At 39.9% G+C, this 16,903-nt stretch carries 15 protein-coding genes and 1 pseudogene; 4 read left to right on the top strand and 12 right to left on the bottom strand.

What is annotated here, in order from left to right:
- Positions 1–33: 33 nt before the first annotated feature.
- The 10 genes and pseudogenes from LS684_RS19660 to LS684_RS19700 form a co-directional block, all read right to left on the bottom strand.
- Positions 34–714, bottom strand: coding sequence for a formate dehydrogenase subunit gamma (locus LS684_RS19660; RefSeq protein ID WP_233808672.1), 681 nt, complete (start codon positions 712–714; stop codon positions 34–36).
- Entirely contained in the window at positions 707–1,525 is an 819-nt protein-coding gene (locus LS684_RS19665) for a 4Fe-4S dicluster domain-containing protein (RefSeq protein ID WP_233808673.1), read from the bottom strand. Before LS684_RS19665 ends, LS684_RS19660 begins: the two co-directional genes overlap by 8 nt.
- Positions 1,526–1,527: 2 nt before the next feature.
- A pseudogene (gene fdnG, locus LS684_RS19670) lies at positions 1,528–3,927 on the bottom strand (formate dehydrogenase-N subunit alpha); the annotation flags it as partial.
- 12 nt (positions 3,928–3,939) lie between these two features.
- Positions 3,940–4,515, bottom strand: coding sequence for a twin-arginine translocation signal domain-containing protein (locus LS684_RS24400; protein ID WP_489886015.1), 576 nt, complete (start codon positions 4,513–4,515; stop codon positions 3,940–3,942).
- Positions 4,516–4,597: 82 nt separating this feature from the next.
- On the bottom strand, positions 4,598–5,362 hold the full coding sequence (fdhD, locus tag LS684_RS19675; RefSeq protein WP_233808674.1) for a formate dehydrogenase accessory sulfurtransferase FdhD: 765 nt from the start codon (positions 5,360–5,362) through the stop codon (positions 4,598–4,600).
- A 1,104-nt stretch (positions 5,363–6,466) separates the two neighbouring features.
- Positions 6,467–7,192: an ABC transporter permease gene (locus LS684_RS19680; protein ID WP_233808675.1), complete on the bottom strand. Its 726-nt coding sequence runs from the start codon at positions 7,190–7,192 to the stop codon at positions 6,467–6,469.
- The gene (locus LS684_RS19685) at positions 7,193–7,903 is read right to left on the bottom strand and encodes an ABC transporter permease (RefSeq protein ID WP_233808676.1); all 711 of its coding nucleotides are present in this window, start codon (positions 7,901–7,903) and stop codon (positions 7,193–7,195) included.
- Complete coding sequence (locus LS684_RS19690) at positions 7,903–8,814, bottom strand: ABC transporter ATP-binding protein (RefSeq protein WP_233808677.1); 912 nt, start codon at positions 8,812–8,814, stop codon at positions 7,903–7,905. Before LS684_RS19690 ends, LS684_RS19685 begins: the two co-directional genes overlap by 1 nt.
- A gap of 213 nt (positions 8,815–9,027) precedes the next feature.
- A complete protein-coding gene (locus LS684_RS19695) occupies positions 9,028–9,861 on the bottom strand; it encodes an aldo/keto reductase (RefSeq protein WP_233808679.1) in 834 nt (277 codons plus the stop codon).
- A 109-nt stretch (positions 9,862–9,970) separates the two neighbouring features.
- On the bottom strand, positions 9,971–11,176 hold the full coding sequence (locus LS684_RS19700; RefSeq protein WP_233808681.1) for an MFS transporter: 1,206 nt from the start codon (positions 11,174–11,176) through the stop codon (positions 9,971–9,973).
- A 746-nt stretch (positions 11,177–11,922) separates the two neighbouring features.
- Here LS684_RS19700 and LS684_RS19705 point away from each other — a divergent pair.
- Positions 11,923–12,255: a winged helix-turn-helix transcriptional regulator gene (locus LS684_RS19705; RefSeq protein ID WP_284701593.1), complete on the top strand. Its 333-nt coding sequence runs from the start codon at positions 11,923–11,925 to the stop codon at positions 12,253–12,255.
- Between the two features lie 154 nt (positions 12,256–12,409).
- Positions 12,410–13,387 carry a quinone oxidoreductase family protein gene (locus tag LS684_RS19710; protein WP_233808685.1) on the top strand — a complete coding sequence of 326 codons (978 nt, stop codon included), beginning with the start codon at positions 12,410–12,412 and terminating at the stop codon, positions 13,385–13,387.
- A gap of 52 nt (positions 13,388–13,439) precedes the next feature.
- On the opposite strand, the gene LS684_RS19715 is transcribed toward LS684_RS19710, so the two are convergent.
- Together LS684_RS19715 and LS684_RS19720 are read right to left on the bottom strand one after the other, a co-directional pair.
- Entirely contained in the window at positions 13,440–14,786 is a 1,347-nt protein-coding gene (locus tag LS684_RS19715) for a HAMP domain-containing sensor histidine kinase (protein WP_233808687.1), read from the bottom strand.
- Positions 14,783–15,454, bottom strand: coding sequence for a response regulator transcription factor (locus LS684_RS19720; RefSeq protein ID WP_233811717.1), 672 nt, complete (start codon positions 15,452–15,454; stop codon positions 14,783–14,785). Before LS684_RS19720 ends, LS684_RS19715 begins: the two co-directional genes overlap by 4 nt.
- A 143-nt stretch (positions 15,455–15,597) precedes the next feature.
- Here LS684_RS19720 and pdxK point away from each other — a divergent pair, with 143 nt between their 5' ends.
- Positions 15,598–16,413: a pyridoxine/pyridoxal/pyridoxamine kinase gene (pdxK, locus tag LS684_RS19725; protein WP_233811718.1), complete on the top strand. Its 816-nt coding sequence runs from the start codon at positions 15,598–15,600 to the stop codon at positions 16,411–16,413.
- A gap of 130 nt (positions 16,414–16,543) precedes the next feature.
- Positions 16,544–16,891, top strand: a complete 348-nt coding sequence (locus tag LS684_RS19730; protein ID WP_233808689.1) for a YojF family protein — start codon at positions 16,544–16,546, stop codon at positions 16,889–16,891.
- The last annotated feature ends 12 nt before the right edge of the window (positions 16,892–16,903 follow it).

Below are 16,903 nucleotides of genomic sequence, written 5' to 3' on the forward strand. Positions count from 1 at the left end.
TCTCAGCAATGTTGATTATTAAAACTTTCTCTATTAAGCTCGTTTCTTCTCGATTTCCTTCTCCTGCTTTTCCAGTTCTTCGTACCAAAGACCATGATGCTCCTTAGCATATTCTGCAGGAACCTCTCCCTTTGTAATCCCTCTGAAAGCAGGGCGGGAGTTTGGATGGCCGACAGATAAATAAATATGGCCAACGACAACGGCTAATGATAAACCTAAGCCTATATTGTGAATTGGGTAAGCCCACATAATAATTCCTTGGCTGAAAAATTGCGGGAACCACATGATAAAGCCAGATCCGATCAACATGATGGCTGTTATGATAGTTAAGAAGGAGTTCACCTTCTCACCAGCATTATAGAATCCTTGCTTTGGGATATCTGCATGCCCACCAAAAAACTCTTTCGGGAACTCTTTGAAGAATTTAATATCACTCTTCTTCCAAGTTAGGATTTCTTTAATCCAATGAAAGAAGCTTTTTGGGTCAGCTATTAAAATAAACAACACCGGAATGACAAACAACACAGCCCCTACACGGTGAGCTAAACGAGCACCTGCCGGCCCCCCAAAGATGCTATATACCCAATCAAAATACTCTGTATACATCGGAAGACCTGAAATATAAAGCGTAAAGAACGCAAAAGCATTTAGCCAATGGGCAATGATTACAGGCTTGCTAAAGCGCTTCACCATTTTTTGATTACCCTTATTCATGATGATCTTGGCCTCCTTTACCATCCTTATCCTTCTTTAACGCATTTGAAAGGACTGCACCGACAACTGCCATCGTTGTTACTCCGAACATTGCTTTACCAATTGGCTGTGCATAATCTTTCCAGACCACTTGAGATAACGGAACCTTCGGATTTTCAGGAAGACCATATACGGATGGTTTATCTGCCAACAAGTAGACGGTTGTTGTCCCTTCAATCCCTTGAGGGTTATAGACATTCGCATTTGGAAAACGATCTTTTATTTTCGCTAATCGTGTATTTGCTTCCGATAATACCTTCTCTTTTTCATCATAAATGAGACAGTCTGTATGGCAAGCTGTTACACATGCTGGCTGCAGCCCCTCTTCTAAACGGTCTGTACAAAGGGTACATTTCTGTGCTTTGCGATACTCTTTGCCATTTTGATCTTTATAGGTTGCTAGCTTTACCACATCGAATGTACAGTTCTCCACACAGTATCCACAGCCAACACATTTATCAGCATTAATGACAACAGAACCAAATTTCGTATGGCTAATGGCATCTTCAGGACATGCCTTTTCACATGCAGCTTGGCCACAGTGAAGGCATGATTGATGGCGAAATAACCATTCGAATCCCCCACCAGCAGTTTCTTGTTCGTTAAATGTAATGACATTCCATGTATTCGCCGTTAGATTTTCATGAGATTGATAGCTTCCAGAAAACGACTCTGGCTCAGCAGGAAGGTCATTCCAGTTTTTACAAGCTACCATGCAGGCACGACAGCCATCACACTTCGTTACATCTACAAATTTAATATAATCTGCCATTGTTACACCCTCCTTACATCACATAGGAATGCTTTATATTCTGGAATTGTTGAATTTGCATCTCCGATATGTGGTGTTAGGCGGTTGGCTGTTGCACCAGTGGCAATTCCCTTATAGCCATAATGCCAAGGCATTCCGATATGGTGAACGGTTTTTCCTTTTAGTTTATATGGCTTGAACCGCTTCGTTACCATTGCATATGCTTCAATTTCTCCACGAGCCGTTGATACGATAATCTTTTCTTTGTTTTTAATCCCTTTTTCTTTTGCGAGTTCTTCGCTTAGCTCGATGAACATATGTGGGAAAAGTTCAGCTAACCAAGGTACATTTCTTGTCATCGCTCCAGATTGCCAATGCTCAGACACACGATATGTCGTCGCAATGATTGGATATTTCGACACATCTCCTTGTGCATTCATTTCTTTTTCCCCAAACTGAACAGCTGGATTTAATTGAATGCTAGAGAAGGCATTTTGCATTGGATTTTCATATGGCTCATAATGCTCAGGGAATGGACCTTCATTTAGCTTCGCTGAGAAAATCGACCCTTTACCGCCATCAATCATCAAGAATGGATCAGAGAATGTTGGATCATCCGGACCTTTAGTCGCCGCAAAGTCTGGTACATCATTCCCCATCCACTTGCCTTCTAATGTATTCCACTCAATACCCACGCGATCCTTGTTCCATGCTTTCCCATTTAAGTCTGCACTTGCACGATTGTAAAGAACACGTCGATTGGCTGGCCAAGCATAGGACCAGTTTAAGAAGTTGTTCATACCTGTATCTTTATTGTCTCTTCTCTTAGAGAGATTGCCTTCCTCCGGATAGAAGCCCGCATAAATCCAACAGCCACTCGCTGTAGAGCCATCATCCTTTAATTCTGAGAAGCCTTTCACCTGCTTCTTCGTTTTCGTATCATATCCATTAATTTCACGACACACGACGTCGATATCTGGATGATCATGATCGCCATATTCCCACATTAAAGCATTGATTTGCTGAGCTCCAGGGGTTGTTTCATTCTTATAAAGTTCCTTCAAGCGCTTCGCAAGCATGTGAACGATTTCTAGATCGGCTTTTGACTCGCCTTTCGGTTGAATTCCTTGCCAGCGATATTGCATCCAACGACCAGAGTTTGTAACCGATCCTTCTTTCTCAAAGGATGCACATGCTGGTAGGAAAATGACTTCCGTTTGGATAGATGCTGGGTCTGCTCCCGCTTCTTTCTGCCAGAAGGATGATGTTTCAGTTTCAAACAAGTCCACTGCAACCATCCATTTCAAATTGGATAAAGCCCCTTGTTCTTTACTTGCATTTGGACCACCCACAACAGGGTTTGATCCGAATAATACCAAGCCCTCAAGTTCTTTACGGTACATTGCATCAAATAAACGCATAAATGAATAGTTTTTTCCCGGTGTTAACTTTGGCATGAAATGATATCCAAACTCATTTTGCTTTGTTGCATGATCACCGTAAAAAGATTTAAGCATACTCGTATAGAATTTAGGCTTATTCGTCCAATATCCACCTTTAGGAGTCACTCTCTCAAGGAAACCTTTGAAGGTCGAATCTTCCTTAGAGCCTGTCGGAACTTCCATATATCCAGGAACATTGTGATAAAGGAGACCAAAGTCTGTAGAACCTTGAACGTTTGATTCCCCCCGTAGGGCATTTACTCCACCGCCAGCAATTCCAATATTCCCCAATAGCAATTGAATAATTGCATAGGATCGGATATTTTGTGTACCAACGGTATGCTGAGTTCCACCCATTGCATATAGAATAGTCCCTGCTTTTCCAACTTCTCCTGTTGACGTAAACGTTTTACAAATGTCTAGGTACATATCTTTATCTGTACCTGTAACACCAACGACAGTATCTACATCATAGCGAGAATAGTGCTTTTTCATTAATTGGAACACACAGTTTGGGTCCTGTAATGTAAGGTCTTTGACGACTTTTCCTTCTGCGTCTTTTTTAAATGCCCATTTTGTCTTATCGTATGTTCTAGTTGCTTCATCATAGCCACTGAACATCCCATCTTCGAAGCTAAATGTATCTTCAACGATATAGGAAGCATTTGTATAGTTTGCAACATACTCTTTATGAAAACGTTCATTTTCAATCGTGTAGTTAATCATCCCACCAATAAAGGCGATGTCTGTTCCAGATCGAAGCTGTCCATACATATTAGCCATTTGGGACGTTCTTGTATAACGAGGATCAACTGAAATCAGTTTTCCTCCTTTTTCTTTTGCTTTGGAAATCCATCTAAAGCTAATCGGATGGTTTTCTGCAGGGTTAGCCCCTATAACCATTAACACATCTGCATATTGCAGGTCATTCCAGTGATTTGTCATTGCTCCACGACCGAATGTAGGTGCCAGACCGGCAACCGTTGAACTATGTCATATTCGGGCCTGGTGCTCAATATAGGATAACCCTAGACCAGCACGGAATAATTTCTGTAAAACATGGCATTCTTCATTATCAAGAGCTGCCCCTCCAAGATACGCAATGGTATCTGTTCGGTTTACAGTCAAGCCATTTTCTTTTGGAACAAACGTGCGATCACGAGTTTCCTTAATATTTTTTGCTACTTTATCAAGGGCAAACTCCCAATCTACCTCTTTCCACTTATCACTGCCAGGAGCTCGATACATTGGCTTTGTCACGCGCTTCTCAGACGTGAACACTTGCCTTACTGTCGTCCCCTTACTACAAAGAGACCCTTCATTTATTGGGTGATCTGGATCCCCTTCTGTATAAACCACATCATTATCCTTGGAATATACTAAAATTCCACAACCTACCGAGCAATACGGACAGATTGTTGGAGTGGGCTTTAATTTAGCAATCTTAAACTCACTTGATTTCGCTTTTGCCGCTTGTTCATTAAAACCAAGCTCTACGACTGCTAAAGTAGCTGCCATAGCACCAGACAGCTTTAAAAACTGTCTTCTAGTGACATTCATCTCCATCATTTATCCCCCCTACATTTGTGTTACAGAGGCCCCCCAGCCTCTGCTCTTGTTTTGAATAAATAGAACATCTATAAGTAAATCCTTATTGAGGATGAACCTCCGAAAATCGCACCTCCAGGTCATTTTCGACCCGTCCGAATGATGTATAAGAAATAGCCATTTTCCCCCGCAGATAGCCGACTACTTCTATTTGTAAGTATTTTGCCAGCTGAATAGCTTGCTTTGTGGCTGCCGTTCGCGAACCAATCACTGCAAAGCCAAATTTCGCTGCTTTCGAGAGCATTTCATAGGAAACTCTTCCAGTGGTTAATAGCACTAAGTTACGCGGATCTAAATGATTCCGAATCGCATGACCAATCACTTTATCTACTGCATTATGGCGTCCGATATCCTCTCGAATGGTCATATTCCCATATTCATCTACCAGACAAGCCCCATGCATCCCGCCTGTTTCCAAGTATAGGAGTGAACTTTTGGCAAATTCACTTCGCATTTTTAATAGATAGCTTAATTGGTAGGTTTTTTCTGACTTCACCTTGTTAAACGCTTTCACATCTGTCATTGAGAAGAACGTTACCCCTCTTCCACAGCCAGCTGTATAATGTTTTTTCTTTGAAAACATACTTTCTACAGGAAAATCCTGTTCTAACGTCACATGAATTCTTCCTTGGTTTTCGTCTATTTCTACACACTTCACATCTTCCGTATATTCAATTAGACCTTCCGAGAATAAATATCCATATACCCAATCCTCTAGGTCCTGCTTTGTGAGCTGAAATATAGCAATCTCATACCCATTGACTACTAATGAAATGGGATACTCCTCAGGACAACCCTTCTTATTCATGCCTTCACCCCGTTCAGAAAAATCATTATACAAAAAGTAGCCATTTAGCTATGCCTTCTCATTGTAAAAAAGTGCACTAATACTTTCTGCGACTTATCTCACATAATCAATGTGGTTCTCTATGAATCTCTTGAATACCCATTTGATTTTTGCTGCATTTCTAATTTATACTAAAAAGCTGTTTAATTACGTCCAAAATGTGACAATAATTCTCCTGTTTTGTTACAATTTTATATCCAATATGTGAAACTTTGCACAATATACTTGCCAATTCATTTATCTGTTATCTATTCACTAATTGGTTTTCTAGAAAATCAATTAACAACACCACTACAGTTATTTTATACATTTGTCATTCGTCTTACAGTAACATTTATCACGCTATATATAGTAGAAATTAATGGAAAAGAGAGATTTCGTTTCTATATGTGTATAATTTGTGAAAAGAGAATCTACCTAAAGAGTGGAAGTGACTTTTAATGGCTCTTCGAATGAAGAGAAATAAAAAGAGGCTGGAACATAACTAAATGACTCTTTCTCAAAGACGAACAATGATTTTATTCAAATAGTTAGGTTGTAAAAACAAGTTCGTTCCACCTGCGCTGCAGACACTCGCTTTCCTCTATTTCCCTTAGTAGTCGAGTGTCTTCCGCTCCATTCCACTATTAAAAAAATTTTTTTCCGAACAAACAAAAATATCCGAACTAGTAAAAGGAGCTAACTCCTGATCGTTCGGATAGATTATTGACTGAAATGCTTATGTCCCAGCCTCATGACAACAAGCTTGATTCCCTTTTTAGACAAACATTCACTCCATCCTTTTGTCTTTAGTTGGAAATAGGGCTTGGTGGAAAGTGGTGATTTCCACTCCAGGTACTTGCTTTCCGAGTGGCGTTCGCCATGCCTATTCGGCATTCGAAAGTGGGGTCTCGGCTGTAACGCTAACCCCTCAGGAGTCAAGTACCCTTCGCTCCAATCATTTAGGTAAAAAAAATCCATCTTTATAGTTGTCATGTTCATTTGTCCTCAAATGAAATCATATCAACTGGTTTAATGAATTTTATCTCAATAAATAACACTAACACCGACCTACCAAAAAAGGTCTTAGATTTCTTTTCTCATAAAATACGTAAACCCGGCTGCTAAGAATAATAGGAAGCTTCCAAGTATGACAAATAATAGGGTCTCAAGCGATACATTCAGTGCACCAAATTTGTCGTCAGAGGCACCCATCATGGAGATAAATGGCTGCGCCCAAGGATAAATGGGTCCATATTTAGCCGAATTCACTACTAGAATGTTCGGGATAGTGAAAACCACATTGATTGCGAGCGGTGCAGCAAAGCTAGACCAGGCAACAGACACAAACATCTGAAGTGCCACTAATGGGAAACAAGCAAACCAACCACCTAACACACTTTGAATAACTTCGTCCCATGGTATCGGAACTGAATATCCCTTCATCCACCCAATACATAGGAGGCCTCCAAGAAACAACAACTGAGCTCCTGCTAATAAGATAAGTACAAGAAGAAATTTGGCAAAGTAAACCGACGCCCGCGAGACAGGCATAGCTAGCAATTGTTTCCAACCTCCTCCAATATGCTCATAACGGCAAACAAATGCTGAGAAAACACCCGTCAATAATGGAAGAAATAGCAATGCATGTATAAAGGACATGAATGCAATTGTAACGAACCAAGGGTTATAGTCACCCTCGGACTTTTCAACGTAACCTACAAAGGTGGCTAGAAGTGGACTTACAAAGATTAGTAGCCAAACGGAGGACTTCCGTAGCTTCAACCATTCAGAGCTTAGCATTCTTCTCATCTACTTCACGTCCTTTCGGCTAAAATCTAGTAATCCAATAGTGAAAACAATTACTCCTACAAGCATCCCTGCCATAACTGAATAAATAGGATTCCCCCAATTATTCTCGAGAGATGGCCATTTATAAGGAAACCAATCGGGTAGTCCCATGCTTGATAACGATACAATCATTCCTACAATTCCTGCTGTAAGCGGGGTTGCTTGGTTTTTCATGCTGATCGATAACCATACTTGAAGAGCAATAATCGGCATGGTAGCAAAAAAAGGAAAATAAGCCATCTGCAACACCTTCGTTACAGGGAATTCAAAGCCAAACTTTAAAGCGATTCCTAAAAACACCGTTCCTATTGCAAGAAGCGTACAAGATACAAAAAGGAGAACAGCACTTACTAGAAACTTCCCAGCAAACACTTTCTTTTTATCAATTGGCAAAGCTAGTAATTGCTTCCACGCATTCGTTTGGTGCTCTATATTGGCAATCATTGAAATAATAATCGTAACGCCAATAATTAACGTTGGATGGGCTAAATACCTGACATTATCAATAAGTCCCTCCCATAAACCGGCAGCATATATCCCCGTCAAATATTCATAACGGAGAGTGAAGTTGACGGCCTCGAGCCCAATAACTCCAATCGGACCTAAGAAAATAAAAAACCAGATGAACTTACGTTTAATCTTAAGGAGGTCAACAGTTAATAATTGAAGCATTAAAGACTTCCCCCTCCCGTAAGCTCTAAGAAAATATCCTCTAATGATTTTTTCTCTTCCTCTACTCGGTAAACTGAAATTCGATTATGAACCAATTCCGCAATCATCGAAGCCACTTGATTATTAGATGCGTTTGCAAACAATAGACGATCTTCAACGGTTTCGGATACAGTTCCTGTTGAGAGTAATACACGCGCTGCTTTTTCCATGTCATCTACTTTAATAGCCATCTTACTTGTAGACATCTTTCGGAGCTCTTCAATGGAATCTTGAAAGATCATCTCTCCTTTTGAAATGATTCCGACTCTCGTAGCCATTTGGTCAATTTCAGAGAGTAAGTGGCTGGATACGAGAATCGTGATTCCATGCTGTTTTGGCATGCTTTTAATCAGTTCACGCATTTCTAATATCCCTGAAGGATCTAATCCATTCGTCGGTTCATCGAGAATAAGCAGTTCCGGATTGCCAAGCAAAGCAGTTGCAATCCCTAGGCGCTGCTTCATCCCTAAGGAAAAGCCTTTCACTGGCCGATTTGCTTCTTTTGTTAATCGTACGATGGATAGCACCTCATCAATTCTCGATTTCGGTACATCTAATAATCTTCGAACGGCCTCTAGATTCTCACGAGCAGTTAAATGGCCATAATAGGATGGGTACTCTACTAATGATCCAACCCTTCTAAGAATTGCGAGCTTATCTTTTTTCAGATCTTTGCCAAAGATTTGAATCGTTCCTAATGATGGCTTTGCCAAACCCAACAGCATCCGTATCGTTGTTGTTTTTCCCGCACCATTTGGACCGAGAAAGCCATATATTTCTCCTTTTGGAATTTGTAGATTGACATCCGCTACTGCGAATCGCTTCCCGAATTTCTTTGTTAATCGACTGGTCTCTATGATATATTCCTTCAATTCTCTCACCTCGACTTCCATCTTAGCGGGCCTTGGTTAAAATAAAGGAATTATTCAGTTTAAATTTCGTTTAAATTATAAGGAGATAACTCCTGATAGTTCGGATATACCATTGACTGAAATACTTATGTCCCAGCCTCTTCCCTTCAACCAAAAAATGACTGTAGACAAGCTCGATTTTCACCGAGTTTGATTCTACAGTCAGAAGCATGTTTAGATCACAAAATCAAATTCGTCAGGGTGTGGACCACTACGACGGTTTTCATTTAATGAATCGAGTTGTGTCATTTCTTCTTCAGTTAATTCAAAATCATATAGATTGAGATTCTCTTTCATTCTTGACTCAGTCATGGACTTTGGAATGGTAATGATGCCATGCTGCACGTCCCAACGAAGAATGACTTGAGCTGTTGACTTTTGATATTTGTTTGCCATGTCTACTATCACAGGATGGGTTAGAAGCTCCGCATTCATAAGAGGTGACCATGCTTCTACCTGAATTTCGTGTTTTGCACAGAACCCTCTTACTTCCGATTGAACAAGCTTCGGATGGAATTCAATTTGATTGATTACTGGCTTCACTTCCGCTTCCTCCAAAAGCGTTTCTAAATGGTGAGCTTGGAAGTTGCTCACACCAATCGCTTTAATGCGGCCTTGTTTATATAGAGATTCTAACGCTTTCCACGATTCCATATATCTATCTTTTCCTGGCCAGTGAATTAAATATAGGTCTAAATACGCCAAGTCCAGCTTTTCTAAGCTGTCCTCGTATGCCGCAATCGTTTCTTCAAAAGTTAAGTTGTTATTCCAAACTTTGGAAGTGATGAATAGCTCTTCTCTTGTAACTACGCCCGCTGCGATTGCTTGCTTAATCCCCTTCCCAACGCTTTTCTCATTTCCGTAAATAGCCGCTGTGTCAATACTGCGATAGCCCATTTCAATTGCCTTAACAATGGCATTTTCTAAATTAGTTCCTTCTTCTACACGAAACACACCATATCCCACTTCTGGCATTTCTACTCCGTTATTTAACGTTACTCTATTCATTATTTCTCCTCCTATTTGTTTCTTTTGACAAGATACCAAGTACAAAGTGGCCCTTGTCAAAAGAGTTAAATTCCTTATCAAGTAACCTAGAGAACTAGTACGTTTTCACTTATGCTTTCTTATTTTCTAATCCCTTTAACCAGACAGTTAGTAGAACAGCTCCAAGAACCATTACAGCTCCAATCCACGGCGTATGAATAATCCCCAGGTCGTCAACGATTAGTCCACCAACGAATGAACCGATGGCAATCCCTACATTAAAAGCAGCGATATTTAAGGCAGATGCTACATTTACTGCTGAAGGAACATATTTTTCAGCTAGGTTGACAACTAAAATTTGCAACCCTGGAACATTCATGAAAGCGAACATTCCCATTAAGAAAATAACAATCAACCCTACTACTTTAAAAGGTGCTGCAAAAGTCAAAACGAATAAAATAATCGCTTGAAATACAAACATCCAAAGAAGAGCATTTAATGGATTTTTATTAGATGCTTTTCCTCCAATTACGTTCCCAATAGCAACGGCAATTCCATATACAAGAAGAATGATACTAACCCATTTTGAACTGAAGCCTGTTACATCTTCAAGCAATGGCGTTAAATACGTAAACGCTACAAATGTTCCACCATACCCAAGTGCTGTAATTGCGAAAGCTAATAGTAATTTCCCGTTACTTAAAATTTTTAATTGTTCACTGAATTTTGCAGGTGGTGCTTCCTTTAAATTTTTCGGTACAAGAATCGCACTTGCGATTATTCCAATCACACCAAGTAAAGCAACGCCCCAGAAGGTCGCTCTCCAGCCAAATGCTTGTCCAATAAATGTTCCAAGTGGTACTCCAGTTACTGTAGCTACTGTTAAACCAGTAAACATAAAGGCAATGGCGCTAGCCCGTTTGTCGGCTGGTACTAAGTCGGCTGCAATCGTTGATCCAATTGAAAAGAAAATTCCATGTGAAAAAGCGGTAATAAAACGGGCAACAAGTAATAGACCAAAGCTAGTTGACATAGCTGCAACAGAGTTACCAACAATGAATATGACCATCAGGGCCATCAATAACGTTTTTCTGCTCATTTTACTTGTAAGTGCTGTAAGAACAGGTGCTCCAAATGCTACACCCATGGCATATCCTGAAATTAATAAACCAGCTAATGTAATAGAGATCGATAAATCATCTGCAATCGAAGATAATAATCCTACAGGTACAAACTCAGTTGTACCGATTCCAAATGCACTAATCGCAAGAGCTAATAAAGCGGGTGTTCCGCCTTTAGATTGTGAATGACTCAATGTATTTGCATGAGAATTCATAATCGAATTCCTCCTTTTTTTCTTTTAGACTGTTTTCTTATACATGGTTGCTTTTGAAGCATAGGCAATTTTCAGCTCCAAACTGTTAACCATCTTATGAAGAAGGGAAATCTTACCTGGTATAAAACAACATTCTTTTAGATACAGCCTTCTTTCAAGAGAGTGCTGTACTTTCATAACAACGAAGAACCTAAGCTCTTTCGTTTGTGTTTTATCTGATCTTCTTATTTTCGAGATGTTACAGATCAACATCTACTAAGGATTAGAAAACAGCAAAGGGCGCCTCTTGTTTTGTTTTCTAAGTAAACTATATTTTGCCTTGTACATCATATTTTGTGAAGTACGCACTTATAAGTAATGTAGGTACCAAATGGTAACCTATCATACTTCAGAAAGTGTTCCTATCTGCGCGACACAAAACACATGCTTGATTATGGACTCGTTTCATCCTTTTGAGAAGTACGCACTTTTAAGTAGCATAGGTACTTGTAAGTAACCCATCATAATTGGAGATTATTACTGAAAAGCAGCTGTATTTACGAAAAAGAGCTTTTGTTTTATACTTCCTACATATAAGAATAGAGAACAAACTAGATCTTACATTCAAGTTGTATTCTGAAGATTGCAGGGAAATGGTAATGATCATTTCTGTTGAATAGAACTCTATCTAAATTTTCAACTATGGTTCTTAGGAAGTTTACCCATACTATTGAATAGAAGAAGTTACTCATTACGCGAGGAGGAAGATTATGGCTTATAACATTCCAGTCGAAGCAACACTCGATGTAATTGGCGGGAAGTGGAAAGTGGTCATCATGTGTCACTTAATAAAGGGGGAGAAAAGAACAAGTGAGTTAAAAAAGCTCATGCCTCCCATCACCCAAAAAATGCTCACCCAGCAACTCCGTGAGCTAGAAGAAGATGGAGTCGTTAACCGAACTGTTTTCGAACAAGTACCACCAAAAGTGGTGTATTCTCTCACTGATTATGGCTGGTCACTTAAACCCATTTTAGATGCCATGTGTAGCTGGGGAGAAGGACATATAGAATTAACAGGTGAAGAAGTCTTAGAAAGCTAGCACTCCATTACCGAATGGGGTGCTTTTGTATGAACATCGTTTGAATTGTTTATGATAAGGTTTTCTTATCCCTTAACATAAGGATTCACAACTATTCTTCTTCTCTGAGTTGCTATACCATAAAATGGAACACTATCGATAGGGAGTTGTTTCTATGAAAGGAATTATTGTAGCTGAATTCGGAGGAGTAGAACACCTAAAATATGTAGATCTACCTGTACCGATAATTGAAGAGAATGAAGTTTTGATTAAAGTCAGAAAGACGAGCGTCAATTTTGCTGATATTAAATCGAGATATGGAAAAAAGGGGACCAAGCTTCCTTTTATCCCCGGGTTAGATGCAGCTGGAATCATTGAAAAAGTTGGAGCAAACTGCACTGAGCTGTCAGTTGGTCAACGAGTAATTGCTTTTCCTAAAGATGGATCCTATGCAGAATACGTTGTCGCTAAAAAGGAGCTTGTCTTCCCTATCCCTGCTGAATTAGACTTTACATCCGCAGCAGCATGCCCTGTTGTCTCCTTCCTTTCCCATCGCTTACTTGATCAAATAGCAAGAATACAACCTGGTGAGTCTATCCTTGTCCATGCAGCAGCTGGAGGAGTTGGTTCCACATCTCTACAGCTTGCTAAGATGATGGGTGCAGGAAAAATTATTGGAACCGTAGGAGCGAAAGAGAAAATAAAAGTGGCGGAAGAAAACGGTGCAGATGATGTCATTTGCTATAAGGAAGGGAATTTTGCTGATAAAGTAAACGAACTTACTTGCGGGAAGGGTGTAGATGTCATATTAGACTCCATCGCAGGGAATGTAACGGAAGAGAGCTTAAAGTGCTTAGCACCTTATGGAAGACTCGTTCAATTTGGGAATTCTAGTGGACACATTGGACATGTAAAGACTGTAGATCTTCATACAAGCTGTCGATCCATTTTAGGTTTCAGCTTAGGAACAACTCGTAAGCTAAGACCTCTCTTATTAAAGGAAACAGCTAATGAAGTCATTCCTATGCTAGCAAACAGGGAATTAGTTATTCAAATTGGCGAGGAGTTTGACCTAAAGGAAGCAGCAAAAGCACAATCCCTTGTTGAAAATCGCTTAAGCACTGGAAAAGTCATCCTACATGTAAGTGAATAATTTTATCTCAAATAGAAAAACGGCATTTGCCTCTTAAATGCCGTTTGGTCCTTCACCCTTTTGGCTTTATTCGAATGACGGTCCCTTTATTATCACTTACCATCTCCCATTTTAAATTCATTTCCTTCATCATTAATGACACAATAGACAAACCGATTCCTGTACCTTTTTTCGTTGTGTTTGCTCTCATCCCTGGACCACGATCCCAAATCATTAGTTCTCCATCTATTATCTGAACACCTAAATATTTGCCTGTTTGGGCATACCGATGAATATTTTGAAAGAGATTATCCAAAATCCGCTCCAACCATTGGGGATCTGCCTCCCATTCGATACTTTCATCGGGAAGCTTTAATTCAATCTCAAATCCATCCTTCTCAAAGAGGGGATACCAAGCAGAAAGACTTTTTCGGACAATCCGTGCTATATCAAGCCGCTCTGGATGATATGGGTATTTCCCAGTTGATAAAAGTGTATAGGAGAGAAGATTTTCGATCAATTCCCCTAAGTAATTGATTTTCTGGTCAATTAATTGTAATGACTGCTGCCCTTTTGCTGACAATGACTCTTTTTGAAGAATATAAGCATGCCCTCTAATCGTAGTTAAAGGCGTTCTTAAGTCATGAGAGAGATTAGCAATCAGCTGTTTTCTTAGAGCTTCCTCTTGTTTCTCTCGTTGTCTACTCGTTTCAAGCTGGTCAATCATATGATTAAAAGCCGTCTCAAGCTGACCTATTTCATCCAGCTTCTTAACATCTATTGGCTGAGGGATTCCAGAATCTGTCTCAGCTGTCATCGCTTCTTGAACTCTAATTAACCGCTTGCGAATCTTGTAAAAGAATACCCAAGACATAAAAATAAACCCTAAAAAAATCACTAAAAAGCCTAAAATAATAAAATAATTATACTTATCTCGAATTTTCTCACCTGTACTGACCATCTCCGCTCGAGGAACTTGAAAAACCATAAACCCTTCTTCTTTCCCTTTTCCTATAAATGCAACAATGGTAAAAGGATCACCATCATAGCTGGATTTCATGAAATCAATTGTATAGGAGGGTGTCCACTGATCTGGGAGGTCTAAATTCTGCGGAATTTTCAACTGTGTGCTACCCGTGGCATCTACCCAAAAGAAATTCGCTTTGTTGTAGTCTCGATGAAATTGCTCTACTGCTTCGTTAACCTTATCAGGACTTGCTCCAGATAAGCTTTTAGCTTTCGTATGCCAAGTTTCTTCTAATTCTACCCCGCTTTGATACTTGTTCGGTATATCTTCATCAAACTTGGTGACAGGCATATAAAATAGGATGGATACAACAGGAAAGGAGAAAGGGATAATCATTGTTGCAACGATAATTAGCAACAAATACTTGGTTAGCAACGAGTTTCTGAGCTTCATTGCTTCACCCGGTACCCTAGGCCACGAATGGTTTCAATGATGGTTGGCTCACTTGGATCCAGCTCCAGCTTTTCACGTAAATGACGGATATGTACCATTAAGGTTTTGTCCCCTTCCAAATAGGGTTCTCCCCAAACCGCTTCATAGATTTGTTCTTTTGTGAGAATTTGATTCGGATGCCTTAAGAAGTACATGAAGATTTGATGCTGCTTCCCTGTCAAGATTAACTCCTCTCCCGTTCGCTCATCAACCATACGATTTTCGCTGAAATAAACCTTTACGTGTCCAAGGCTCAACTCATTCGATAGCGATTGACCATATCTTCTAAATAAAACATCTACTCTAGCTACTAGCTCATCTGGATGAAAGGGTTTGGTTACATAATCATCAGCGAATTGTAGTCCCTGTAGCTTATCATCTACTGAGGTACGTGCAGATAGCATCAATATAGGAGTATCCGGTGCTGATTTTTTTAAGCGTTGCCCTACTGTAAACCCATCAAGACCTGGTAGCATCACATCTAAAATGACTAGGTTTGCTCTTTCGACAAACTCTACTGCCTGATCTCCAGATGTTAGCCATATCACTTGAAAACCCCTATCTTCTAGGTCTCCCTTCACCCAGCTACCAATCTCTTGATCGTCTTCTATATATAAAATCGTTTTCACACATTTCACCGCACTTTCTGCATGTTCCATTTTCATCATAGGGAAATTTTTCTAAAAAGAAAAGAGTTATTGTCCTCTCTCTTTAAATTGATATAAACTATTTATAGCCTTACTACCAACTTTAGCCAAAACAGAATGGAGGAATTACATTGAAAAAAGTATTAACATTAGCAGGATCAGATACAAGTGGCGGCGCTGGAATTCAAGCCGATTTAAAAACCTTCCAAGAGTTAGGTGTGTATGGAATGACTGCCATCACGACGATCGTAACGATGGATCCAAAAAATCATTGGCATCATCACGTATTTCCACAAGCACTTAGCACCCTTGAGGCACAGCTTGAAACGGTCCTTTCAACTGGAATTGATGCGATGAAGACAGGTATGCTGGGCTCGGTAGAAATGATTGAGCTTGCAGCGAAAACGATTGAAGAGAATCACCTTAACAATGTGATTATCGACCCCGTAATGATTTGTAAAGGAGAAGATGAAGTTCTTCACCCTGAAACAACAGATGCCCTACGTGACATTCTTGTTCCAAAAGCAACGGTTGTGACTCCCAACCTTTTTGAAGCTTGGCAGCTAGCGAAAACAGGGCCTATCAAAACGATTGACGATATGAAGGTAGCCGCACAGAAAATTCATGCACTCGGAGCAAAATATGTCTTAATTAAAGGCGGTAGCAATCTACAGCATGAAAAAGCCGTTGATCTCCTATTTGATGGAAGTGAATATACTTTATACGAAAGTGAAAAAATAGAAACCACCTATACACATGGAGCTGGATGTACATACTCATCAGCTATAACAGCTGAATTAGCAAAAGGTAAATCGGTATACGAAGCCGTTGCTGTTGCAAAAGAATTTATTACAGCCGCTATCCGTAATGGGTTCAAGCTTAATGAATATGTTGGTCCAACCATGCATGGAGCCTATCGAAACGAGCGAGTTCCTCAATAACCCAAAACAGAGTCGATTGGCTCTGTTTTTTTACATATCCATTCATAAGCTAACTATTTCGCTTTTCCATTACTTTTTTAGTAAGATAAAGTTATTCTAAATCAAAGTCCGTTTAAAGGGAGGATTCGAGTTGATACCTGCAGCAATTGAAAATGTTCAAAAGGAGCTCGATTTTTTTACCGATCGAGATGTCTATATTCATCTTGAAACAACAAATGGAGCTTATGCTTCCCACTTCGATGAATCCTTTTTTTCATCAGGCGCATATATCCGAAACGCGCGGATTCATTACAAAAAAGGAAAGATTACTGGGGCTGGCCCGTTTCGAGTTGGCTTGAAAATGGAGCTGGGATGGGTTTATGCAGAGGGCATTACTCATTATGAAATTGATGAACAAGGTCGATTATTACTAGCTGGCCATGACTTTCAAGGAAAGCTTGCCGTTTCCCTTCAAATCAGCCCAACCCCTTTTGAGTAAATAACAGGAAAG

This window comes from Cytobacillus spongiae, assembly GCF_021390075.1.

What these genes read in the sequence shown, in the direction of transcription:
- LS684_RS19710 (WP_233808685.1), top strand. Translation starts at nt 12,410, where the DNA reads ATGAAAGGAATTATTGTAGCTGAATTCGGAGGAGTAGAACACCTAAAA.
- LS684_RS19700 (WP_233808681.1), bottom strand. Translation starts at nt 11,176, where the DNA reads ATGAATTCTCATGCAAATACATTGAGTCATTCACAATCTAAAGGCGGA.
- LS684_RS19660 (WP_233808672.1), bottom strand. Translation starts at nt 714, where the DNA reads ATGAATAAGGGTAATCAAAAAATGGTGAAGCGCTTTAGCAAGCCTGTA.
- fdhD (WP_233808674.1), bottom strand. Translation starts at nt 5,362, where the DNA reads ATGAATAAGAAGGGTTGTCCTGAGGAGTATCCCATTTCATTAGTAGTC.
- LS684_RS19685 (WP_233808676.1), bottom strand. Translation starts at nt 7,903, where the DNA reads ATGCTTCAATTATTAACTGTTGACCTCCTTAAGATTAAACGTAAGTTC.
- LS684_RS19715 (WP_233808687.1), bottom strand. Translation starts at nt 14,786, where the DNA reads ATGAAGCTCAGAAACTCGTTGCTAACCAAGTATTTGTTGCTAATTATC.
- LS684_RS19695 (WP_233808679.1), bottom strand. Translation starts at nt 9,861, where the DNA reads ATGAATAGAGTAACGTTAAATAACGGAGTAGAAATGCCAGAAGTGGGA.
- LS684_RS19680 (WP_233808675.1), bottom strand. Translation starts at nt 7,192, where the DNA reads ATGAGAAGAATGCTAAGCTCTGAATGGTTGAAGCTACGGAAGTCCTCC.
- LS684_RS24400 (WP_489886015.1), bottom strand. Translation starts at nt 4,515, where the DNA reads ATGATGGAGATGAATGTCACTAGAAGACAGTTTTTAAAGCTGTCTGGT.
- LS684_RS19665 (WP_233808673.1), bottom strand. Translation starts at nt 1,525, where the DNA reads ATGGCAGATTATATTAAATTTGTAGATGTAACGAAGTGTGATGGCTGT.